18 protein-coding genes are annotated in these 18351 nt (G+C 71.3%); 14 read left to right on the forward strand and 4 right to left on the reverse strand.

What is annotated here, in order from left to right:
• Positions 1 to 138: 138 nt before the first annotated feature.
• Positions 139 to 1305, reverse strand: a complete 1167-nt coding sequence (locus tag MTF65_RS17960; protein ID WP_243629749.1) for a S8 family serine peptidase — start codon at positions 1303 to 1305, stop codon at positions 139 to 141.
• 266 nt (positions 1306 to 1571) lie between these two features.
• On the opposite strand from MTF65_RS17960, the gene MTF65_RS17965 reads away from it, so the two are divergent.
• The 9 genes from MTF65_RS17965 to MTF65_RS18005 all read left to right on the forward strand — a co-directional run bounded on the left by MTF65_RS17965 (position 1572) and on the right by MTF65_RS18005 (position 8537).
• Positions 1572 to 1769, forward strand: a complete 198-nt coding sequence (locus tag MTF65_RS17965; protein WP_243629750.1) for a hypothetical protein — start codon at positions 1572 to 1574, stop codon at positions 1767 to 1769.
• 19 nt (positions 1770 to 1788) lie between these two features.
• Positions 1789 to 2457, forward strand: coding sequence for an HAD family phosphatase (locus tag MTF65_RS17970; protein WP_243629751.1), 669 nt, complete (start codon positions 1789 to 1791; stop codon positions 2455 to 2457).
• 52 nt (positions 2458 to 2509) lie between these two features.
• A complete protein-coding gene (locus tag MTF65_RS17975; RefSeq protein ID WP_243630022.1) occupies positions 2510 to 3727 on the forward strand; it encodes an MFS transporter in 1218 nt (405 codons plus the stop codon).
• A complete protein-coding gene (locus MTF65_RS17980; RefSeq protein WP_243629752.1) occupies positions 3678 to 4847 on the forward strand; it encodes an acetoin utilization protein AcuC in 1170 nt (389 codons plus the stop codon). Before MTF65_RS17975 ends, MTF65_RS17980 begins: the two co-directional genes overlap by 50 nt.
• Positions 4848 to 4954: 107 nt before the next feature.
• Entirely contained in the window at positions 4955 to 5785 is an 831-nt protein-coding gene (locus MTF65_RS17985) for a phosphatase (RefSeq protein ID WP_243629753.1), read from the forward strand.
• 114 nt (positions 5786 to 5899) lie between these two features.
• Positions 5900 to 6109: a helix-turn-helix domain-containing protein gene (locus tag MTF65_RS17990; RefSeq protein WP_008738568.1), complete on the forward strand. Its 210-nt coding sequence runs from the start codon at positions 5900 to 5902 to the stop codon at positions 6107 to 6109.
• Positions 6110 to 6240: 131 nt separating this feature from the next.
• Positions 6241 to 6339, forward strand: a complete 99-nt coding sequence (locus tag MTF65_RS17995) for a 30S ribosomal protein bS22 (RefSeq protein ID WP_003948845.1) — start codon at positions 6241 to 6243, stop codon at positions 6337 to 6339.
• Between the two features lie 114 nt (positions 6340 to 6453).
• Complete coding sequence (locus tag MTF65_RS18000; RefSeq protein WP_243629754.1) at positions 6454 to 7527, forward strand: NAD-dependent epimerase/dehydratase family protein; 1074 nt, start codon at positions 6454 to 6456, stop codon at positions 7525 to 7527.
• Entirely contained in the window at positions 7527 to 8537 is a 1011-nt protein-coding gene (locus MTF65_RS18005) for a lysophospholipid acyltransferase family protein (protein ID WP_243629755.1), read from the forward strand. Before MTF65_RS18000 ends, MTF65_RS18005 begins: the two co-directional genes overlap by 1 nt.
• Positions 8538 to 8661: 124 nt before the next feature.
• On the opposite strand, the gene MTF65_RS18010 is transcribed toward MTF65_RS18005, so the two are convergent.
• The 3 genes from MTF65_RS18010 to MTF65_RS18020 all read right to left on the reverse strand — a co-directional run bounded on the left by MTF65_RS18010 (position 8662) and on the right by MTF65_RS18020 (position 12204).
• Positions 8662 to 9873 carry a DUF5667 domain-containing protein gene (locus tag MTF65_RS18010; RefSeq protein WP_243629756.1) on the reverse strand — a complete coding sequence of 404 codons (1212 nt, stop codon included), beginning with the start codon at positions 9871 to 9873 and terminating at the stop codon, positions 8662 to 8664.
• A 225-nt stretch (positions 9874 to 10098) separates the two neighbouring features.
• On the reverse strand, positions 10099 to 10914 hold the full coding sequence (locus MTF65_RS18015) for an ECF subfamily RNA polymerase sigma factor, BldN family (RefSeq protein WP_243629757.1): 816 nt from the start codon (positions 10912 to 10914) through the stop codon (positions 10099 to 10101).
• A gap of 309 nt (positions 10915 to 11223) precedes the next feature.
• On the reverse strand, positions 11224 to 12204 hold the full coding sequence (locus MTF65_RS18020; RefSeq protein WP_243629758.1) for an HAD family phosphatase: 981 nt from the start codon (positions 12202 to 12204) through the stop codon (positions 11224 to 11226).
• 97 nt (positions 12205 to 12301) lie between these two features.
• Between MTF65_RS18020 and MTF65_RS18025 the strand changes: the two genes are divergently transcribed.
• The 5 genes from MTF65_RS18025 (at position 12302) to MTF65_RS18045 (ending at position 18280) form a co-directional block, all read left to right on the forward strand.
• Positions 12302 to 12589, forward strand: coding sequence for a glutaredoxin family protein (locus tag MTF65_RS18025; RefSeq protein ID WP_243629759.1), 288 nt, complete (start codon positions 12302 to 12304; stop codon positions 12587 to 12589).
• Between the two features lie 273 nt (positions 12590 to 12862).
• Positions 12863 to 13732: a redox-sensing transcriptional repressor Rex gene (locus MTF65_RS18030; protein ID WP_243629760.1), complete on the forward strand. Its 870-nt coding sequence runs from the start codon at positions 12863 to 12865 to the stop codon at positions 13730 to 13732.
• Positions 13729 to 15642, forward strand: a complete 1914-nt coding sequence (locus tag MTF65_RS18035; RefSeq protein ID WP_243629761.1) for a glutamyl-tRNA reductase — start codon at positions 13729 to 13731, stop codon at positions 15640 to 15642. The genes MTF65_RS18030 and MTF65_RS18035 overlap by 4 nt, the downstream gene beginning before the upstream one ends.
• The gene (gene hemC, locus MTF65_RS18040) at positions 15639 to 16607 is read left to right on the forward strand and encodes a hydroxymethylbilane synthase (RefSeq protein WP_243629762.1); all 969 of its coding nucleotides are present in this window, start codon (positions 15639 to 15641) and stop codon (positions 16605 to 16607) included. Before MTF65_RS18035 ends, hemC begins: the two co-directional genes overlap by 4 nt.
• Positions 16604 to 18280 carry a bifunctional uroporphyrinogen-III C-methyltransferase/uroporphyrinogen-III synthase gene (locus tag MTF65_RS18045; RefSeq protein ID WP_243629763.1) on the forward strand — a complete coding sequence of 559 codons (1677 nt, stop codon included), beginning with the start codon at positions 16604 to 16606 and terminating at the stop codon, positions 18278 to 18280. The genes hemC and MTF65_RS18045 overlap by 4 nt, the downstream gene beginning before the upstream one ends.
• Positions 18281 to 18351 lie beyond the last annotated feature (71 nt).

The raw sequence follows: 18351 nt of genomic DNA on the forward strand, positions 1-18351 counted from the left end.
AGCTAAGCCTTTCAGCGCCGATGGTACTGCAGGGGGGACCCTGTGGGAGAGTAGGACGCCGCCGAACAATCATTGCGGAAGCCCCGCATCGAATCCTTTATGGGTTCGGTGCGGGGCTTTTCTGCGTTTACGGGTCCTTCAGCGGCGGAAACCGCGGACTCCGCGGGGGCTGCCGACGCCGGTAGGGGCGTCGTAGCCGAGGGTCGCGGAGAAGGCGCCGGCGGTGCCCACGTTGATGTCCCAGAACGCGCGTCGGTTGGCGTAGGGGTAGGAGTTGGGGCGGTCGTTGGGACCGGGGTTGCCGGCCAGGGCGTACATGCCGGCGACCAGAGGCGCGGCGACGCTGGTGCCGCCGACCTGTAGCCAGCCTGTTTCCATGGTCGGGGTAGGGGTCGTGGTGTAGACGGCGAGGGGGGTGCTCGGGCTGGCGAGCGCGGCGACGTCGGCGCTGGTGCGGCTGCCCGGGCAGATGGCGTCGGTCTGCCACGCCGGTTTGGGCTGGAACGGGGAGCAGCCGCAGCCGGTGCCGGACCATGCGGATTCGAACCAGTTGCGCGGGCGATTGCGCTGTGGGCCCTGAATCGGACCCGGGATCTGGTTGAGGACGGTGCCGCCGGCGGAAGTGATGTACTGCGACGCGGCGGGCCACTGGGTGACGCCACCGGTGTTGCCGGAGGACGCGACGAAGGCGATGCCCGGGTGGTTGAAGTAGGTCTGGTCGATGATCGGCTGGAGGTTGTTCTCGCCGTCGCCCCAGCTCATGGAGATGAACTTCGCCGGCGGAAAGACGTTCGGCACGCCCATACGGGCCACGGTCACGGCGTTGAGTAGATCACCGATCGTGTTGCTGGCGGCTTCGACCAGCACGATGTTGCAGGCGGGACAGGACGCGCTGACCGCATCGATGTCGATGGCGCTCTCCAGTGCCCAGCTGGAATCGAACGGTGGTTGGGAGCCCGTCGCGTAGACCTGGTCGAAGCAGCCGTTGGCGGTGGTGCACGGGGGCAGGCCGTATGTGCGGCGGTACTCGGCCAGGTCGGCCTCGGCGGTGGGGTAGTGGAAGGCGGACACGATGGCCACCGTCCGGCCCCGGCCGGCGCCGAAGGGCAGCTGGTAGGCGCTGCGGATATGGGGCGGGCCGTAGCCGGGCGGCAGGGCCCCCGGGGTCAGACTCCTCACCGCCGGGAGGTCGGTGCGGAGCAGGGACTGGCAGGCGGCCCGGCCGGGCTTCGGCACGCACACCTGCTGGGTCGTCACCGCCGGGTCGGGCGGCTGGGCGTGCCCCGTGCCGGGGACGAAAGCCAAGGCCGCCACCAGGGGCAAGGCCCCCAGTAGCAACCGGAGAATGCGCACAGGTCGCATGTCGCTCCTTCACGATCGGATTCACGGCTGAACCCGACCAGGGCAATACGCGACGTCTTCGCCGTACGCGGGGCCCGGCAGATTCGCCCCACATCATCGGCAGCGCACGGACGGCGAGCCCGCGAACAGTACCGGGGAGGGCGTCCAATGCAGTAGCGGACTCACCTCTGCGGCCCAATGCGCGTGTGAGCTGCTCTTAGGCTTCCGCCATGGTGAAAGCGACGCTCCTGCATCCCACCGAGGACGCCCGCGAGATGCCCTGCGAGGACTGCGGGACCGGGTGTGAGCTGTTCTTCACCGTCTCCGGCGGTGGCGTAACGGGGATCGACATCGCAAGGGCCGGGGAGCTGAGGATCTTTCGTTGTCCTGCGGATGCCCGGCATGGGCTTTGGCTTGACGCGCACTGACTGCTCGTAATGTGGTGGTATGGGCTACGACCTCGTCATCTTCGACAACGACGGCGTGCTGGTGGACAGTGAGCCACTCGCCAACGGGATCCTCGCCGAGTACCTGACCGAGCTGGGGCACCCGACCTCGTACGACGAGTCGGTGCGCGACTACATGGGGTCCGCCGTGCACCGGGTTCACGAGCTGGTGCGCGAGCGGTCCGGCGCGCAGTTGCCGGCCGACTTCGACGAGACCCTGCACGCGCGGGTCTTCGCCGCGTTCGAGCGGGAGCTGCGGCCCGTCCCCGGGGTCGAGGACGTGCTCGGGGTGCTCACCGCGCGGGGGGTGGCGTATTGCCTCGCCTCCTCCAGCAGCCATGAGCGGATCCGGGTCGCGCTCCGGGCGGCGGGGATCGACGGGTGGTTCGAGGAGGAGTGGATCTTCAGCGCGGACGACGTCGGGCAGGGCGTGCCCGCGCCCGACCTGCTCCTGCACGCGGCGGACCAGATGGGAGTCGCGCCCGCCCGGTGCGTCGTCGTCGAGGACAGTCCGCTCGGCGTCCAGGCCGCCGCCGCCGCGGGGATGGACGTGTACGCCTTCACGGCGATGCTTCCCGCCGACCGGCTGCCCGGCGCCACCGGGTACTTCGGCGACATGAAGCAGCTGCCCGGACTCCTCGGGCTGGAGTCCCAGGCCATGGGCATGTGATCTCTCTACCCACGGGTAGCCCGGAGGCCTACGCTGTGCCGCCATGACGGCTATGGCAGATGTGCGGCTGCGGCGCGGCCGGAGCGCCTTGGGGTTCAGTTTCTTCGTGCAGGGCGTGACCTTCGCCCTGCTCGTGACCCGGATCCCGGCCATCCAGGACCGGTACGGGATATCCGACGGGCTGCTGCCCGCCTTCCTCGCCGCCGTGCCGATCCTCGCCGGAGCCGCGAGCGTGGCCACCGAGCACCTGGTGAAGCGGGTCGCGCCCGGCACCGTACTGCGGTGGGCGCAGCCGCTGGTGCTGCTGTCCCTGCTCGGGGTCGGGGCCGGACGTCAGATGTGGCATGTGGCGCTGGCCCTGGGGGCGTTCGGGCTGTCCGTCGGTGCGCTGGACGCGTCCATGAACATGCTCGGCGTCAGCCTCCAGCGGACGTACGGGCGCAGCATCATGCTCGGCTTCCACGCGTCGTACAGCCTGGGCGGGATCGTCGGGGCCTCGGCCGCCTGGGCCGGGGCGCACTGGCACCTGTCGCTGGTCACCAGCTATCTGCCGGCGGTGCTGGTCCTGCTGCCGCTGGCCTTCCTCGGGAGCCGGTTCTACGTCGATCAGGAGGGGCGGGGCCGGGCGGGCGAGGCCGAGAAGGGGCTGGGGCCCGGCGGGTTCACGCTGCTGCTGCCGCTGTGCCTGGTGATGGCGTGCGCGTACATCGGGGACTCGACGGTCTCGAACTGGAGCGCCAAGTACCTCCAGGACGTGCTCGGGAGCTCGGAGCAGCTGGCGACCGTCCCCTACAACGTGTACATGGTGACCACCCTGATCGGGCGGGCCGTCGGGGACCTGGGCGTGCGCCGCTTCGGGGCCGTCGCCGTCGTGCGGGCCGGGGCGCTGGTCGCGGCGCTCGGGTTCGGGGTCGTGGCCGCCGCGCCCGGGGCGTGGGCGGGGATGCTGGGGTTCACGCTGCTGGGGATCGGGCTGTGCGTGATCGTGCCGCAGACCTTCGCGGCGGCGGGCCGGCTCTTCGGAGGGGCCTCGGACACCGCCATCGCGCGGCTGAACATCTTCAACTACGTCGGGTTCCTGATCGGGTCGCCGCTCGTCGGAGGGATCGGGGACGCCTGGAGCTACCGGGGCGCGATGCTCGTACCGATGGCGCTGGTGCTGGTGACTCTCCTCTACGCCCGCTCGTTCGGCGTGCGGGGCGCCGGATACGGTGTCGGGCATGAGCGGCCGCGGGTTGTTGATGTGGGACGAGGCGGTAACGAGGTATGACTTCGGACCGAGCCATCCGATGGACCCGGTGCGCCTGGCGCTGACCATGGGCCTGGTGCGTGCCTTCGGGCTGGACCGGGCGATGGAGGTACGGGCGGCCCCCGCGGCCGGGGATTCGACGCTGCGGCTCGTGCACCGCGAGGACTACGTGGCCGCCGTGCGCGAGGTGTCGGCGGACCCCGGGGTGGCCGACGGCTTGTACGGGCTGGGCACCATGGACGATCCGGCGTTCCACGGGATGCACGAGGCGTCCGCGCTGATCGCGGGCCAGTCGGTGGCGGCCGTGGAGGCGATCTGGCGCGGGGAGGCCGAGCACGCGGTGAACTTCGCGGGCGGGCTGCACCACGCGATGCCGGGCGGGGCGGCGGGGTTCTGCGTGTACAACGACGCGGCGCTCGCGGTCGCCCGGCTGCTGGAGCTGGGGGCCGAGCGGGTCGCGTACGTGGATGTGGACGTGCATCACGGCGACGGGGTGCAGGCGGCGTTCTGGGACGACCCGCGGGTGCTGACCGTCTCCCTGCACGAGCACCCCCGGACGCTGTTTCCGCAGACCGGGTGGCCCGAGGAGACGGGCGGGCCGGCCGCGGAGGGTTCGGCGGTGAACGTGGCGCTGCCCGCCGGGACCGGGGACGAGGGCTGGCTGCGGGCGTTCCACGCGACGGTGCCCGAGCTGCTGGCGGATTTCCGGCCGCAGGTGCTGGTGACCCAGCACGGGGCCGACACGCACTTCGAGGACCCGTTGGCCCATCTGGCGGTGTCGTTGGACGCGCAGCGCGCCGTGCAGGAGGCCTGCCACCGGCTGGCGCACGAGTACGCGGGCGGGCGGTGGCTGGCGCTCGGCGGCGGCGGTTACGCGGTGGTGGACGTCGTGCCGCGGTCGTGGACGCATCTGGTGGGGATCGTGGCGCACCGGCCGGTCGATCCGGAGTCGGCGGTGCCGGCCTCGTGGCGGGACGAGGTGTACGCGCGGACGCGGCAGCTCGCGCCGGCCCGGATGACGGACGGGCGGACCCCGTCCTGGCGGGACTGGGACGCGGGCTACGATCCGGCGGACCGGACGGATCAGGCCGTTCTGGCGACGCGGCGGGCGGTGTTCCCGCTGCGGGGGATGCTGACCTGACGGGGCGGGTTTCGGCGCTGGTGGCAGTGTGATGCATCGTTACGCCAACGGTGGGGCTGTTCGCCGGAATCGACGATCCCGCTGATCCCGTGCGGCAGCATCGGAGGGTGTTGAGCACCGCGGCGCTGCGCGCGCATCTGCTGGCCGCCCGGTTGGCCGGGCCCGTCGCCACCTCCCGGGAGGAGAGCCTGCGCAGTTACCGGCTGTTCGCGGCGCGCGATCCGCGGGTGCTGCTGGGGCTGGATCCGGAGTGGGGCTGGGGCGAGGGCGACCTGCTGAGGCTGATGGCGGACAAGTGCGGGGTCTCCGCGGACCCGTCGCACGTCAGCGGCCCGGACGTGATCGATCCGGAGCGGACCCTCTCGGGGCTGGAGGCCTTCGCGGAGCGGCTGCGGGAGGCGGTCCGGGCGCGGTCGCCCGTGCTGTTCGGCACCGGGCATCCCCACCGTCTCCTGGCGTTCTACGCCAGTTTGGCGCAGGCGCTGTCGGCGGCGGGATGTGTTGTCCTCACTCCGGCGCAGGGGGTGGGTATCGACATGGCGACCCGGTTCGGCGTACGCCCGCACAGCATCGATTACGTACGGGGGGTCGCGCTGGTGCGGGAGCCCGGCGCGCGGCCGCCCGGGAGTGCGACCGGCGTGCACACCCATTCGCCGCTCCCGGTTCGGATCGCGCTCGGGGCGCTGGCGGAGGCCGGCGGGCCGCTGCCGGAGCTGGTGGTGGGGGATCACGGCTGGGTCTGCGGCGCAGGTCAGCTCGGTGTGGACGCGATCGGGCTGGCGGACACGGATGATCCGGCGCTGTTCGTGGGGGAGGCCGAGGGGCGCGTCTCGGTCGCGGTTCCGCTTGATGACGCGGTGCGCTCGGACTACTACCGCCCGCTTACTCGCTATGTGCTCAATCGGGCGAGTCTGACGATGGGCCAGGAGTGGCCGTAGCTCCTCTTCCCCACTCGTATCACACGCCCCTACTCTGGGGAGTGAGCGTGCGACGACGAGGAGTAACCGGAGGGGAAGCCGGTGCCCGTCATGCGCGGAAGGTCAAGGTGTGTCATGGCTGCTGGCGAGAGGCCTCTCAGTGAGGTTCAGTTCCTGACCGTGGCGGAGGTTGCCTCGGTGATGCGAGTGTCGAAGATGACCGTGTACCGCCTGGTGCACAACGGTCATCTGCCCGCAATCCGGGTGGGCCGGTCCTTCCGGGTCCCCGAAAACGCGGTCCACGAGTACCTTCGAGAGTCGTATGTGGGGGTGGAGTCGGCCTGAGCCTGGCGCCTTGGGCCCCCATGGACGCACTCGATTACAAGCTCAGAGCTCGGGCGGGTAGGCTAGGCCGACGTAGGTCGTGTGGGCCCAGACGCCCCGCACCGAGTGAAGAGAAGTGAGCGAGGGTAGTCGTGGGCTCTGTTATCAAGAAGCGGCGCAAGCGGATGGCTAAGAAGAAGCACCGCAAGCTGCTCAAGCGCACCCGCGTCCAGCGCCGTAACAAGAAGTAAACGGCAGCTGTACGTGTTCTCCGCAGCCCCTCCACCATCATGGTGGGGGGGCTGCGGTGCAGCCGGGGGCCAGTGGGATCCGGCTGTGGCTTCTAACAGGGAGGCGCTGAGCTCGTGGGAAAGGTCGTACTCGTCACCGGGGCTGCCCGGCAGCTGGGAGGCCGCTTCGTGCGCCGCATCCAGCGTGATCCGGAAGTCGAACGGGTGATCGCCGTGGACGCGGTGACTCCGCCACACCGGCTCGGATCGGCCGAGTTCGTCCGTACGGACATCAGGCAGTCGGCGATCGCGCGCGTGCTCGCCGAGCACGCGGTGGACACGGTGGTCCATCTGGCGGTCACCGGAGGCGGCTCGGGTCTGGGCGGCGGGCACAGCACGGTCAAGGAAACCAACGTCATCGGGACGATGCAGCTCCTCGGGGCCTGCCAGAAGTCCCCGACGATACGGCGGCTCGTGGTGAAGTCCAGTACCAGCGTGTACGGGGGCACCTCGCGGGATCCGGCCGTGTTCACCGAGACCACGCAGCCGAAGTCGCTGCCGTCGGGCGGCTTCGCCAAGGACGCCGCCGAGGTCGAGGGCTACGTACGGGGTTTCGCGCGCAGGCGGCCCGATGTGGCGGTGTGCGTGCTGCGGTTCGCCAACATCCTGGGGCCGTACGCCGATTCGGCGCTCGCCGAGTACTTCTCGATGCCGGTGATGCCGACGGTGCTGGGCTATGACCCGAGGCTGCAGTTCGTCCACGAGGACGATGTGCTGGACGTGCTGCGGCTCGCGGCGCAGGAGCCGCGGCGCGGGACGCTGAACAGCGGGACCTTCAACATCGCGGGCGACGGCGTGATGCTGCTGTCGCAGTGCTCGCGGCGGCTGGGGCGGCCCACGGTGCCGCTGCTGCTGCCCGCGGTGACATGGGTCGGGGCGGCGCTGCGGGCGGTGGGGGTCACGGACTTCTCGCCGGAGCAGATCAGGCTGCTGACGCACGGGCGGGTCGTGGAGACCACGCAGATGCGGGACACCCTGGGGTTCAAGCCGATGTACACGACCGCCGAGACCTTCTTCGACTTCGCCCGGAGCCGGGGGAGCGGGCTGCTGCCGCCGGAGCGGGTGGGGCGTGCGGTGGACCGGGTGGCGGAGATGCTGAACGCGGATCTGTCGAGTGTGGGGCCTGCGGTTGAGGGAGCGAAGAGATAGTGGCGGACGCCAAGGTCATTCCGTTCGACGAGGACCGGCCGCGGCGGCGGCCGCCGCGGCGCGTGCGGGTTGCTCCGCTGGTGGAGCTGGTGGAGCCGGTGAGGTCGGCGGCGCCGGCTCTGGCCGGACGCGTGCCCGCCGGCGGGGACAGGGCCGAGCCGGGGCGGGGCGGTGACTGGGACCGGCGGATCGCCGGCGGGCTGGCGTTCCTGCGGCGGCGGATCACCGGGGACTACGAGGTCGACGACTTCGGCTACGACGAGGAGCTGACGGACCAGGTCCTGATGTCCTTGCTGCGGCCGCTGTACGACAAGTACTTCCGCGTCGAGGTCAAGGGCATCGAGAACATCCCGAAGGAGGGTGGGGCGCTGATCGTGGCGAACCACTCGGGGACGCTGCCGCTGGACGGCCTGATGATGCAGGTCGCGGTGCACGACCACCACCCGGGGCGGCGGCATCTGCGGCTGCTGGCGGCGGACTTGGTGTTCATGCTGCCGGTGGTGAACGAGCTGGCGCGCAAGGCGGGGCACACGCTGGCGTGCGCGGAGGACGCGCAGCGGCTGCTGGAGGCGGGCGAGCTGGTCGGTGTGATGCCGGAGGGCTTCAAGGGGATAGGGAAGCCGTTCGGAGACCGGTACAAGCTCCAGCGGTTCGGGCGGGGCGGGTTCGTTTCGACGGCGCTGCGGGCGGGGACGCCGATCGTGCCGTGCTCGATCGTGGGGGCGGAGGAGATCTACCCCATGGTCGGCAACGCGAAGACGCTGGCGCGGCTGCTGGGGATCCCGTACTTCCCGATCACGCCGACGTTCCCGTGGCTGGGGCCGTTGGGGGCGGTGCCGCTGCCGACGAAGTGGACGATCCAGTTCGGGGAGCCGATTCCTACGGATGGTTATGCGGCGGAGGCGGCGGAGGATCCGATGCTGATGTTCAACCTGACGGACCAGGTGCGGGAGCAGATTCAGCACACGCTGTACAAGCTGCTGGTGCAGCGGCGGTCGGTGTTCTTCTGACGGTTGAGTGCCGGGGCTCCGCCCCGGACCCCGCGCCTCAAACGCCGGCGGGGCTGGGGATGTCGGCGGGGCTGAAAGATGACGGCGGGGGCTGCGTATGCGCAGACCCCGCCGTCATCTTTCTCTACTGACCCGCGTCCTCCGCGTTGAGGCCCAGGCCGGGCAGGAGGCCCGGGAGGAGGGGCGGGAGGGTGATGTCCGGCTTGGGGAGTTCCGGGGTTGCCGCCGAGGGGGCGGGCGACTGGCCCGCGGGCGGGTTCAGGAGCTCGCCGGTGCCGCCCAGGAGGCCGCCGGGGGACGCCGGCTGGCTCGCCGTACCCCCTGCCGGTGCCGAGGGGCTGTTGTGGCCGCCGGGCGACGAGGCACCCGGAGACGCGGCCGGGTGCTGCTTTCCGGCGGGCGCGCTCGGCTTGGCCGATGACCCCGCCCCGCTCCGCGGCTGCTCCGGTGGCTTGGGGAGCAGGCTCTGCAGCGGCGCCACGTCATCGTCTATGGCCTGGAAGACCGACTCCACCTCACCGCCCACGTCCGTGAGCTGCGCCGGGAGTTTCTCCCGGAGCCGGCCCCACGCGTCGCGGTGCGAGCGGGAGAACGACGACAGGGTCTGGATCGGGCCGAGCGAGCCGTCCCGGTGGTAGGCCGCGTGGAGGAGCCGGTGGCCCTCCGACGCGTCGTGCTTCATGCCCGCCAGCGCTCGGCGGATCTCGCCCACGGACTCGTGGTCCAGTGCGCCCGTACGGCCGCGCTCCATCAGCCTGCGGGCCTCCGACAGCCGGTTCGAGGCCTGGTCGAGATAGAGCTCGCCCCGGTCCGCGTCCTCGTCGGCCATCCCGAGCTTCAGGTCCTCCATACCCCGCTTGATCGGGTAGAGGGAGTCACCCGGCAGGGCGTCCGTACTGGCAGCGGCCACTCCGCTGAAAGCCCCCGCGGCCACACCCACGGTGAGGCCTCCCGCTGCGATGCCCTTGGACCAGCGGGAGCGGGGCCGCAATTTCCGGAGCGAGGTCGCCCGGTGGGCGCCGCGGCCGGTCCGCTGCTCGGGCACCAGAGGGTCCGGGGCAGCACCGCCCCCGGCCCTCTCCTCCAACACCAGGGCCTCCATGGCGGCCACGAGCTGAGCTCGCTGCACCACTTTGACGTCGGCGTCCAATTGCGGGCGCGGCAGTTCGCCGAGCGCGCTCGCCAAGGCCAACAGCCGGTCGTGGTCAGCAGGTTCGGCAGGTGCCTCGGACTGCTCGGCCGCCGGGTCCGGTTCCGGAAGATCGAATGGGTTCCGATCCTCCAGGGCCTGGGCGAAGGCGTTCGCCCGCCGGTGCGGAGTCACGTTCGCGATCACTGGCGGCACCTCCTCTCGTCATGACGATCGACTCCCCAAGGTGTCCGGAAGGTTGCCTTCCTTGAGCACATCCACACTTTCGAGTGAGCGGCTTCGGGCAAAGCGTGTCCACAGGGAGCCTGCATTCCGCACAACGAGCGGCGCGGCACTTGGGTTACGGACGAAGGATGATCGGACCACAGCGTCATCAGAGTCAGGCAGTTCGTCGTAGGCGTGGGGATGCCCTCAGCGGGCATCGTCCGGGAGCAGGCGGGCCAGGGTGCGGACCGCCCGGTACTGGAGCGTCTTGATGGCTCCCTCGTTCTTCCCCATCACGCGGGCCGTCTCGGCGACCGAGAGGCCCTGGAGGAAGCGCAGGGTCACGCACTCCTGCTGCTGCGGGTTGAGTTTGCGTACGGCCTCCAGCAGGGCCGCGTTGGAGAGGGATTCCAGGACCGAGTCCTCGGGGGACCGTTCCACCTCGTTCGCGTCCAGCATTTCGCCAGTGGTCACTTCCAGGCGGAAGCGGCTGGACTTGAAGTGGTCCGCGACGAGGTTGCGGGCGATCGTCACGAGCCAGGCGCCGAAGTCGCGGCCCTGCCAGGTGAAGGTGGAGATGCGGCGCAGGGCGCGCAGGAAGGTCTCGCTGGTGAGATCCTCCGCCGTCGCCTTGCCGCCGACGCGGTAGTAGATGTACCGGTAGACGGTGTCGCTGTACTGGTCGTAGAGCCGGCCGAAGGCCTCCGCCTCTCCGGCCTGGGCGCGTTCGACCAGGTCCATCATGCGGGCCTGGTCGCTGTCCGCGGTGGGGCGGCGGGCGGTGGGGGCGCTCGTGCCGGCGGCGGTGCCGCCCGCGCTCGCGGCCGTACGACCGCGTCTGCCCACGGTCGCTCCGCCGTCGGTCAGGGCATAGCAAGGACCGGCCGGGCCGAGGCCGGCAGGGACCGCGGCGGCGAAGGCGGGGACGGCGTACGCGGTGGGGACGAAGCCGCGCAGGTGGTCGAGGACCGTTGCGCGCAGCGTAGCCAGGCCCGAGGCGTCAACCCCGACAGGTGGGTACACGGGACTCCCAGAGGCAGAGCTTCCATCACGTGCAGTGCGGGACCGTTCACCCGTCGTGGCGACAGATGACCGGTGGCATGCGTTTGAGGAGAATAACGCTTCGTACAGGCAGTGCTACACCCAGTTGCTCAAATCACCGGTTCCGACACTTCTGTTGCGTGTCGAGGGCATATTCAGTCGCAGTTGGTGATCGATTCTTGATCGATTGGATACGCGGAATGGACGCTTCCGCGGTGGCTCGCGACCGAGTCGGGCATGCCGGAGTGCCCCGCCGGACGCGGGGGTAGGGCTGGGGGAATGCCGCCGTCGCTAGCGGCGGCGGCGGTGCAGGGCGATGGCGGCGGCCGTGCCGCCCGCGATCGCGCCGACTCCGGCGGCCGCGGGGACGCCGACCTTCACGGCCTTGCGGCCGGTGCGATAGTCGCGCAGCCGCCAGTCGTTGGCCCTGGCATGCTTGCGCAGTTTTGTGTCGGGATTGATCGCGTACGGGTGTCCGACCAGCGACAGCATCGGGATGTCGTTGTGCGAATCGCTGTACGCGGCGCAGCGTTCGAGATCGAGCCCCTCGGCGGCGGCCAGCGCGCGCACCGCCTCCGCCTTGGCGGGGCCGTGCAGCGGCTCGCCGACGAGCCGGCCGGTGTAGACGCCGTCCACGGATTCGGCGACGGTGCCCAGGGCCCCGGTCAGGCCGAGGCGGCGGGCGATGATCGTGGCCGTCTCGACGGGGGCGGCGGTGACGAGCCATACCTTCTGGCCGGCGTCGAGGTGGGCCTGGGCCAGGGCGCGGGTGCCCGGCCAGATCCGCTCGGCCATGTACTCGTCGTAGATCTCCTCGCCGATGGCCATGAGTTCGCAGACTTTATGGCCCTTGACGATGGACAGGGCGCTGTCGCGGGCGTCCTGCATGTGCTCGGGGTCCTCGACGCCGGCCAACCGGAACCAGGCCTGCTGCCAGGCGAAGCGGGCGAGCTCGCGGCGGCGGAAGAACTCCCGCTTGTAGAGGCCGCGGCCGAAGTGGAAGATGGCGGCGCCCTGCATGACCGTGTTGTCGAGGTCGAAGAAGGCGGCGGCCAGGTCGTCGCCGACGACGGGGAACGGGGGCGGGGCCGCCTCGGCGGCTTCCTCGGCCTCCGGCCGCACCGTTGTGACCTCGGTGTACGCGGTGATGTCCGGCTCCGGCGCCTCGGTCAGAGCGGTCTTGCGGGCGGCTTCGGCCGAGGCCTCGCCTGCCAGCACGCTCCGCGCGGTCGCGGAGCGCCTACGGGGGGTGAGCCATCCCAGAGCGGCCATGACGCGAGCATAGCCACTGTGTTCGGGAGTTCCCGAACCGTCCGGATGCGGAGGCGTGAACTCTTCGGGGCGGGGGTGTTACGGGCGGCGCGGGAGAATGGGGGGCATGAGCCCTTTGCTGCGTCGTAAGGAAAAGAAGCGTCCCGGGGAGCGGATGGTCACGCTCATCGGGAAGCCGGGGTGCCATCTCTGTGATGACGCCCAGGAGGTGATCGAGAACGTTTGCGCCGAGACCGGTGCGCAGTGGGAGAAGAAAGATATTTCGCAGGACGAGGAGCTCTACCGGCTCCACTGGGAGCAGATCCCGGTGGTGTTGGTCGACGGCGAACAGCACACCTTCTGGCGAGTGAACCCTGACCGGCTGCGCCGGGCGTTGGGAGGCTGACCGCCCGGGCGGTTACCATCGTGGGCGATTTATGGGGACTCGGGGGCGTATCGATGAGGAGTGTGTACCGTCTTGCCCCCATCTGGATTTGAACGGGTTCGGCCCGTTCTTGGTTCCGCCCCCGCGCGCCCGGACCGCGTGACCCCGGTCACTTTGCTCGGACAAAGCGGACACAATCTTTGTGCACGCGTTCACAAAGACATAGCCTGCATTCGACGGGGCGGTCTTGGGACAAGTGACCGCCTGCAGCCCCGCTCATCCCGCAGGAGCATCGTGGCAACTGGCCGAACTCACCGACCGGCGACCCGCAGCCGAGGTATTCCCGAGGCCACAGTCGCCCGGCTTCCGCTGTACTTGCGTGCCCTCACCGCGCTCTCCGAGCGATCGGTGCCCACGGTGTCCTCCGAGGAGCTCGCTGCCGCCGCCGGAGTGAACTCCGCGAAGCTGCGCAAGGACTTCTCGTACCTCGGTTCCTACGGGACGCGCGGCGTCGGCTACGACGTCGAGTACCTCGTCTACCAGATCTCCCGCGAGCTCGGTCTGACCCAGGACTGGCCGGTCGTCATCGTCGGCATCGGCAACCTCGGCGCGGCCCTGGCCAACTACGGCGGCTTCGCCTCGCGCGGGTTCCGCGTCGCGGCGCTCATCGACGCCGACCCCGCCATGGCCGGGAAGCCGGTCGCCGGCATGCCCGTACAGCACACCGATGATCTGGAGAAGATCATCGAGGATAACGGCGTCTCGATCGGCGTGATCGCGACCCCCGCGGGCGCGGCGCAGCAGGTGAGCGAGCGGCTGATCGCCGCCGGTGTCACCTCCATCCTGAACTTCGCGCCGACCGTGCTGTCCGTGCCGGAGGGTGTGGACGTGCGCAAGGTCGATCTGTCGATCGAGCTGCAGATCCTGGCGTTCCACGAGCAGCGCAAGGCCGGTGAGGGGGCGGCGGCGGCCAGTGCGGTCGCGGATTCCGCCGGTGACGTCGGTGGCGCCGGTGGCGTCGCTGCCGCGGACGACGAGGCGGCGGCCGGTGTCGGGACCGGTGCCGCTCCGGCCGCGGCCTTGGTGCCGCCCGCCGGGCGGGGCGCCGCCGCCGCGCGCAAGGGCGGCCCCGACGGAGACGTCCCGGCGGTGATGCCGGCATGAGTCTGCTCGTCGTAGGGCTGAGCCACCGCAGCGCGCCCGTGAGCGTGCTGGAACGGGCCTCCCTGTCCGCCGACGCCAAGGTGAAGCTGCTGCACGACACGCTGGCGGCGGAGCCGGCGGCCGAGGCCGCGGTGCTCGCCACCTGCAACCGGATCGAGCTGTACGCGGACGTGGACAAGTTCCACGCGGGCGTGGCCGAGCTGTCGACGCTGCTCGCGCAGCACAGCGGGGTGGCTCTGGAGGAGCTCACTCCGTACCTGTACGTGCACTACGAGGACCGGGCGGTGCACCACCTGTTCTCGGTGGCGTGCGGGCTGGACTCGATGGTGGTCGGCGAGGGCCAGATCCTCGGCCAGATCAAGGACGCGCTGGCGCTGGGGCAGGAGCTCCACACGGCGGGTCGGCTCATCAACGACCTGTTCCAGCAGGCGCTGCGGGTCGGCAAGCGGGCGCACTCGGAGACGGGCATCGACCGGGCCGGGCAGTCGCTGGTGACGTTCGGGCTGGAGCAGCTTGCCGTACGGGAGCCGGTGGAGCGGTGGGCCGACGGCAAGCGGGCGCTGGTGATCGGGGCCGGGTCGATGTCCTCGCTCGCGGCGGCGACGCTCGCGCGGGTGGGCTTCGCCGAGATCGTGGTGGCGAACCGGACCGCCGAGCGGGCGGACCGTTTGGTCGAGATTCTGGTTGCCTCAGGCACGGGTGTGGTGGCGCGGGCCGTTTCCATGGCCGGGGTCGCCGGTGAGCTGACACGTGTTGACGTGGTCGTTTCCTGCACCGGTGCGACTGGGCTGGTGCTGACCGCCGATGACGTGCTCGCCGCCGTGTCCCAGGGCTCCGCCGAGGCCGCAGGCTTTGCCGCGGCGGGGCTGGACGGGGCCGGGGCTGCGCCCCAGGCCTCCCAGGGGCTCCGCCCCCGGACCCCCGCGCCTCAAACGCCGGCGGGGCTGGAAGATCGGGGCTCCGTCCCGGACCCCGCGCCTCAAGCGCCGGCGGGGCTGGGTGTGGCGGGGCTGGGTGGGCTGGGCGCCGCGGCGCAGGTGTCGGCCGAGCCGGGAGGCCGGGGCTCCGCCCCGAGCCTCGCGTCTCAAGCGCCGGCGGGGCTGGATGTGGCCGGGCTGGATGTGGCCGACGCTCGGGTTGTCGCCAAGCTTGTCGCCGCTGCCGAAGGTGGGCGGCGGTTGGCCGATGCCGGGGCCGCCAGGACCATCGCGCCTGTCGCCGGGGCGGATGGTTGTCCCGTGGACGTGTCGGCAGGTGACGGGCGGGCCGCTCTGACCGGGGTGGATGCCAACTCGCTCGAACTGCACGGGACATGGGCCGACCAGGGGGAGGCCGCCGCGCAGCGGCAGCCGCGCCGGAGCGCGCGGACGCACCTCGACGGGGTGGCCGTACGGCTCGCGCTGCTCGACCTGGCCATGCCGCGCGACATCGACGCCGCCGTGCACCGGATCCCCGGCGTGCGGCTGGTGGACATCGAGTCGCTGGCCGAGGCATCGGCCGACGCGCCGATGGCCTCCGACGTGGACGCCGTACGGGGGATAGTCGCCGACGAGGTGGCCGCCTTCGGCGCCGCGCAGCGGGCCGCGCACATCACGCCCACCGTCGTGGCCCTGCGGGCCATGGCCGCCGAGGTCGTGGCCATGGAAGTGGCCCGCCTCGACGGGCGGCTGCCCGATCTCGACGAGCGGCAGCGGGCTGAGGTCACTCAGACCGTGCGGCGCGTCGTGGACAAGCTCCTCCACGCGCCGACCGTGCGCGTCAAGCAGCTCGCCAGCGAGCCCGGCGGCGCCGGGTACGCCGAAGCGCTGCGTGAACTCTTCGACCTCGACCCGCAGACGGTGGCCTCCGTCAGCCGGGCGGACGCGGCCGACAACGCCGACAAGAACGACGACTCAGGACGGGCATCATGAATCCACGTCTCGACCGGCCCCTGCGGCTCGGCACGCGGCGCAGCAAGCTGGCCATGTCCCAGTCCGGACATGTCGCCGACGCGGTACGGGCGATCACCGGTCGGCCCGTCGAGCTCGTGGAGATCACGACGTACGGTGACGTGTCGCGGGAGAGCCTCGCCCAGATCGGCGGGACGGGTGTGTTCGTCACCGCCCTGCGCGACGCGCTGCTGCGCGGTGAGGTCGACTTCGCCGTGCACTCGCTGAAGGACCTGCCGACCACGCAGCCCGAGGACCTCGTGATCGCGGCGATGCCGCCGCGCGAGGACCCGCGCGACGCGCTGGTCGCCCGTGACGGCATGACCTTCGAGCAGCTCCCCGACGGGGCCCGGATCGGTACCGGGTCGCCGCGCCGGACGGCGCAGCTCCACCACTACGCGCGCACCCTCGGGAAGCGCGTCGAGACCGTCGCCATTCGGGGGAATGTCGACACCCGGATCGGGTTCGTGCGCGACGGCGAGCTCGATGCCGTCGTCCTCGCGGCCGCCGGACTCAACCGGATCGGTCGCGGTGATGAAGCGACCGACCTGCTGTCGGTCGACAACGTGCTGCCGGCTCCGGGCCAGGGTGCCCTCGCCGTGGAGTGCCTCGCGTCCGACGCGGAACTCATCGCCGCGCTCGGCGAGCTCGACGACCCGTTGACCCGGGCCGCCGTGACCGCCGAGCGCTCCCTGCTCGCCGCCCTGGAGGCCGGCTGCAGTGCCCCCGTGGGCGCGCTCGCCGACCTGTTGGTTGATGGGCAGACTGTCAATGAAATGCGCCTGCGCGGCGTCGTCGGTACCCTCGACGGCTCGACGCTGGTGCAGCTGTCCACCACCGGTCCCGTGCCCCAGTCGTACGACGAGGCCATGGCGCTCGGCCGCGAACTCGCGGACGAGATGCTGGCCAAGGGCGCGGCCGGTCTGATGGGGGAGCGATCGCTTTGAACCCCTCAAGTCCGACCACCTCCGCCTATCCGGTCGTCGCCGCGAACGGGCACGTCACCTTCCTCGGTGCCGGCCCCGGCGACCCGGGTCTGCTGACCCTGCGCGCCGTCGAGGCGCTCGCGGCCGCCGACGTACTGATCGCGGAGCCCGAGGTGCTCGACGTGGTCCGTACGCATGCGCGCGCGGGTGTCGACACGCCGCAGCTGACGATCGCTGACGAAGTGTCAGCAGCCGCCAAGGTCCCGGTGATCCGTGACGCCGCCAATCTTGTCATGGAGGCCGCGCGCTCCGGCAGGCGGGTCGTGCGTGCCGTCACGGGCGACCCCGGGCTCGACGGGAACGCGGCCCAGGAGATGCTCGCCTGTGCCACGGCGGGCATCCCCTTCGAGGTGGTGCCCGGTGTCGCGACCGCCGTCGGCGTGCCCGCGTACGCGGGTGTCCCGCTTCGTGGCGGGCCAGGCGATCAGGGCGCAGACGTGCGCTTCGTGGACGCGCGCAACGCCTCGGCGCGGTGCTGGAGCGAGGCCGGTTCGAGCGACGGCGTGCTCGTCGTCTCCGCGACGCTGGAGACGGTGTCGGCCGCGGCCGCCGAGCTGGTGAGCGCCGGGCGCAAGCCCGACACCCCGCTGACCGTGACCGTGGGCGGTACGACGACCCGGCAGCGGACGTGGTCCGCGACGCTCGGCACCATCGCCACGGTGTTCAAGCAGGGCAAGGTGCTCCCCTCCCCCGAGGGCGCCCGGCCGGTCATAGCCGTGGTCGGTGAGCACGGCGCCACCGCGCGCCGCGAGGAGCTGGCCTGGTTCGAGTCGAAGCCGCTGTTCGGCTGGCGGGTGCTCGTACCGCGCACCAAGGAGCAGGCCGCTTCGCTCTCCGACCAGCTGCGTTCGTACGGCGCGGTGCCGCACGAGGTGCCGACCATCGCCGTGGAGCCGCCGCGCACCCCGCAGCAGATGGAGCGGGCGGTCAAGGGACTGGTGACGGGCCGCTACGAGTGGATCGCCTTCACCAGCGTGAACGCCGTGAAGGCGGTCCGCGAGAAGTTCGAGGAGTACGGGCTGGACGCCCGCGCCTTCGCGGGCATCAAGGTCGCGGCCGTGGGCGAGCAGACCGCGGCCGCGCTGGTGGAGTTCGGCGTCAAGCCGGACCTGGTGCCGAGCGGCGAGCAGTCCGCGGCCGGGCTGCTGGAGGACTGGCCGCCGTACGACCCGGTGTTCGACCCGATCGACCGGGTCTTCCTGCCGCGCGCGGACATCGCGACCGAGACGCTGGTGGCCGGGCTGATAGAGCTCGGCTGGGAGGTGGACGACGTCACGGCGTACCGCACCGTGCGGGCCTCGCCGCCGCCGGCGGACACCCGTGAGGCGATCAAGGGGGGCGGTTTCGACGCCGTGCTCTTCACGTCGTCCTCGACCGTGCGCAACCTGGTCGGCATCGCGGGCAAGCCGCACAACGTGACCGTCATCGCCTGTATCGGGCCGGCGACGGCCAAGACGGCGGAGGAGCACGGCCTGCGCGTGGACGTGCTCTCGCCCGAGCCGTCGGTGTCGAAGCTGGCGGAGGCGCTGGCCGAGTACGGGGCGGCGCGCCGCGACGCGGCCAAGGAGGCCGGGGAGACGGTGTTCCGGCCGAGCGAGCGCCGGCCGGGCGCGCGGCGTCGTCGTACGACGTGACCTGATGTGAGTGGTGTGGGCCCGGGCGCTGAGCGCCCGGGCCCTACCCTTGTCAGGACTGCTGTCGATGC

It is taken from the genome of Streptomyces sp. APSN-46.1 (genome assembly GCF_022815725.1).
Lineage (GTDB): Bacteria > Actinomycetota > Actinomycetes > Streptomycetales > Streptomycetaceae > Streptomyces.

Bases quoted from the DNA above. Each gene is read 5' to 3' on its own strand.
- MTF65_RS17965 (WP_243629750.1), top strand. From the start codon at position 1,572: ATGGTGAAAGCGACGCTCCTGCATCCCACCGAGGACGCCCGCGAGATG.
- MTF65_RS17970 (WP_243629751.1), top strand. From the start codon at position 1,789: ATGGGCTACGACCTCGTCATCTTCGACAACGACGGCGTGCTGGTGGAC.
- MTF65_RS17975 (WP_243630022.1), top strand. From the start codon at position 2,510: ATGGCAGATGTGCGGCTGCGGCGCGGCCGGAGCGCCTTGGGGTTCAGT.
- MTF65_RS17980 (WP_243629752.1), top strand. From the start codon at position 3,678: ATGAGCGGCCGCGGGTTGTTGATGTGGGACGAGGCGGTAACGAGGTAT.
- MTF65_RS17990 (WP_008738568.1), top strand. From the start codon at position 5,900: ATGGCTGCTGGCGAGAGGCCTCTCAGTGAGGTTCAGTTCCTGACCGTG.
- MTF65_RS18020 (WP_243629758.1), bottom strand. From the start codon at position 12,204: ATGGCCGCTCTGGGATGGCTCACCCCCCGTAGGCGCTCCGCGACCGCG.
- MTF65_RS18025 (WP_243629759.1), top strand. From the start codon at position 12,302: ATGGGGGGCATGAGCCCTTTGCTGCGTCGTAAGGAAAAGAAGCGTCCC.
- MTF65_RS18035 (WP_243629761.1), top strand. From the start codon at position 13,729: ATGAGTCTGCTCGTCGTAGGGCTGAGCCACCGCAGCGCGCCCGTGAGC.
- hemC (WP_243629762.1), top strand. From the start codon at position 15,639: ATGAATCCACGTCTCGACCGGCCCCTGCGGCTCGGCACGCGGCGCAGC.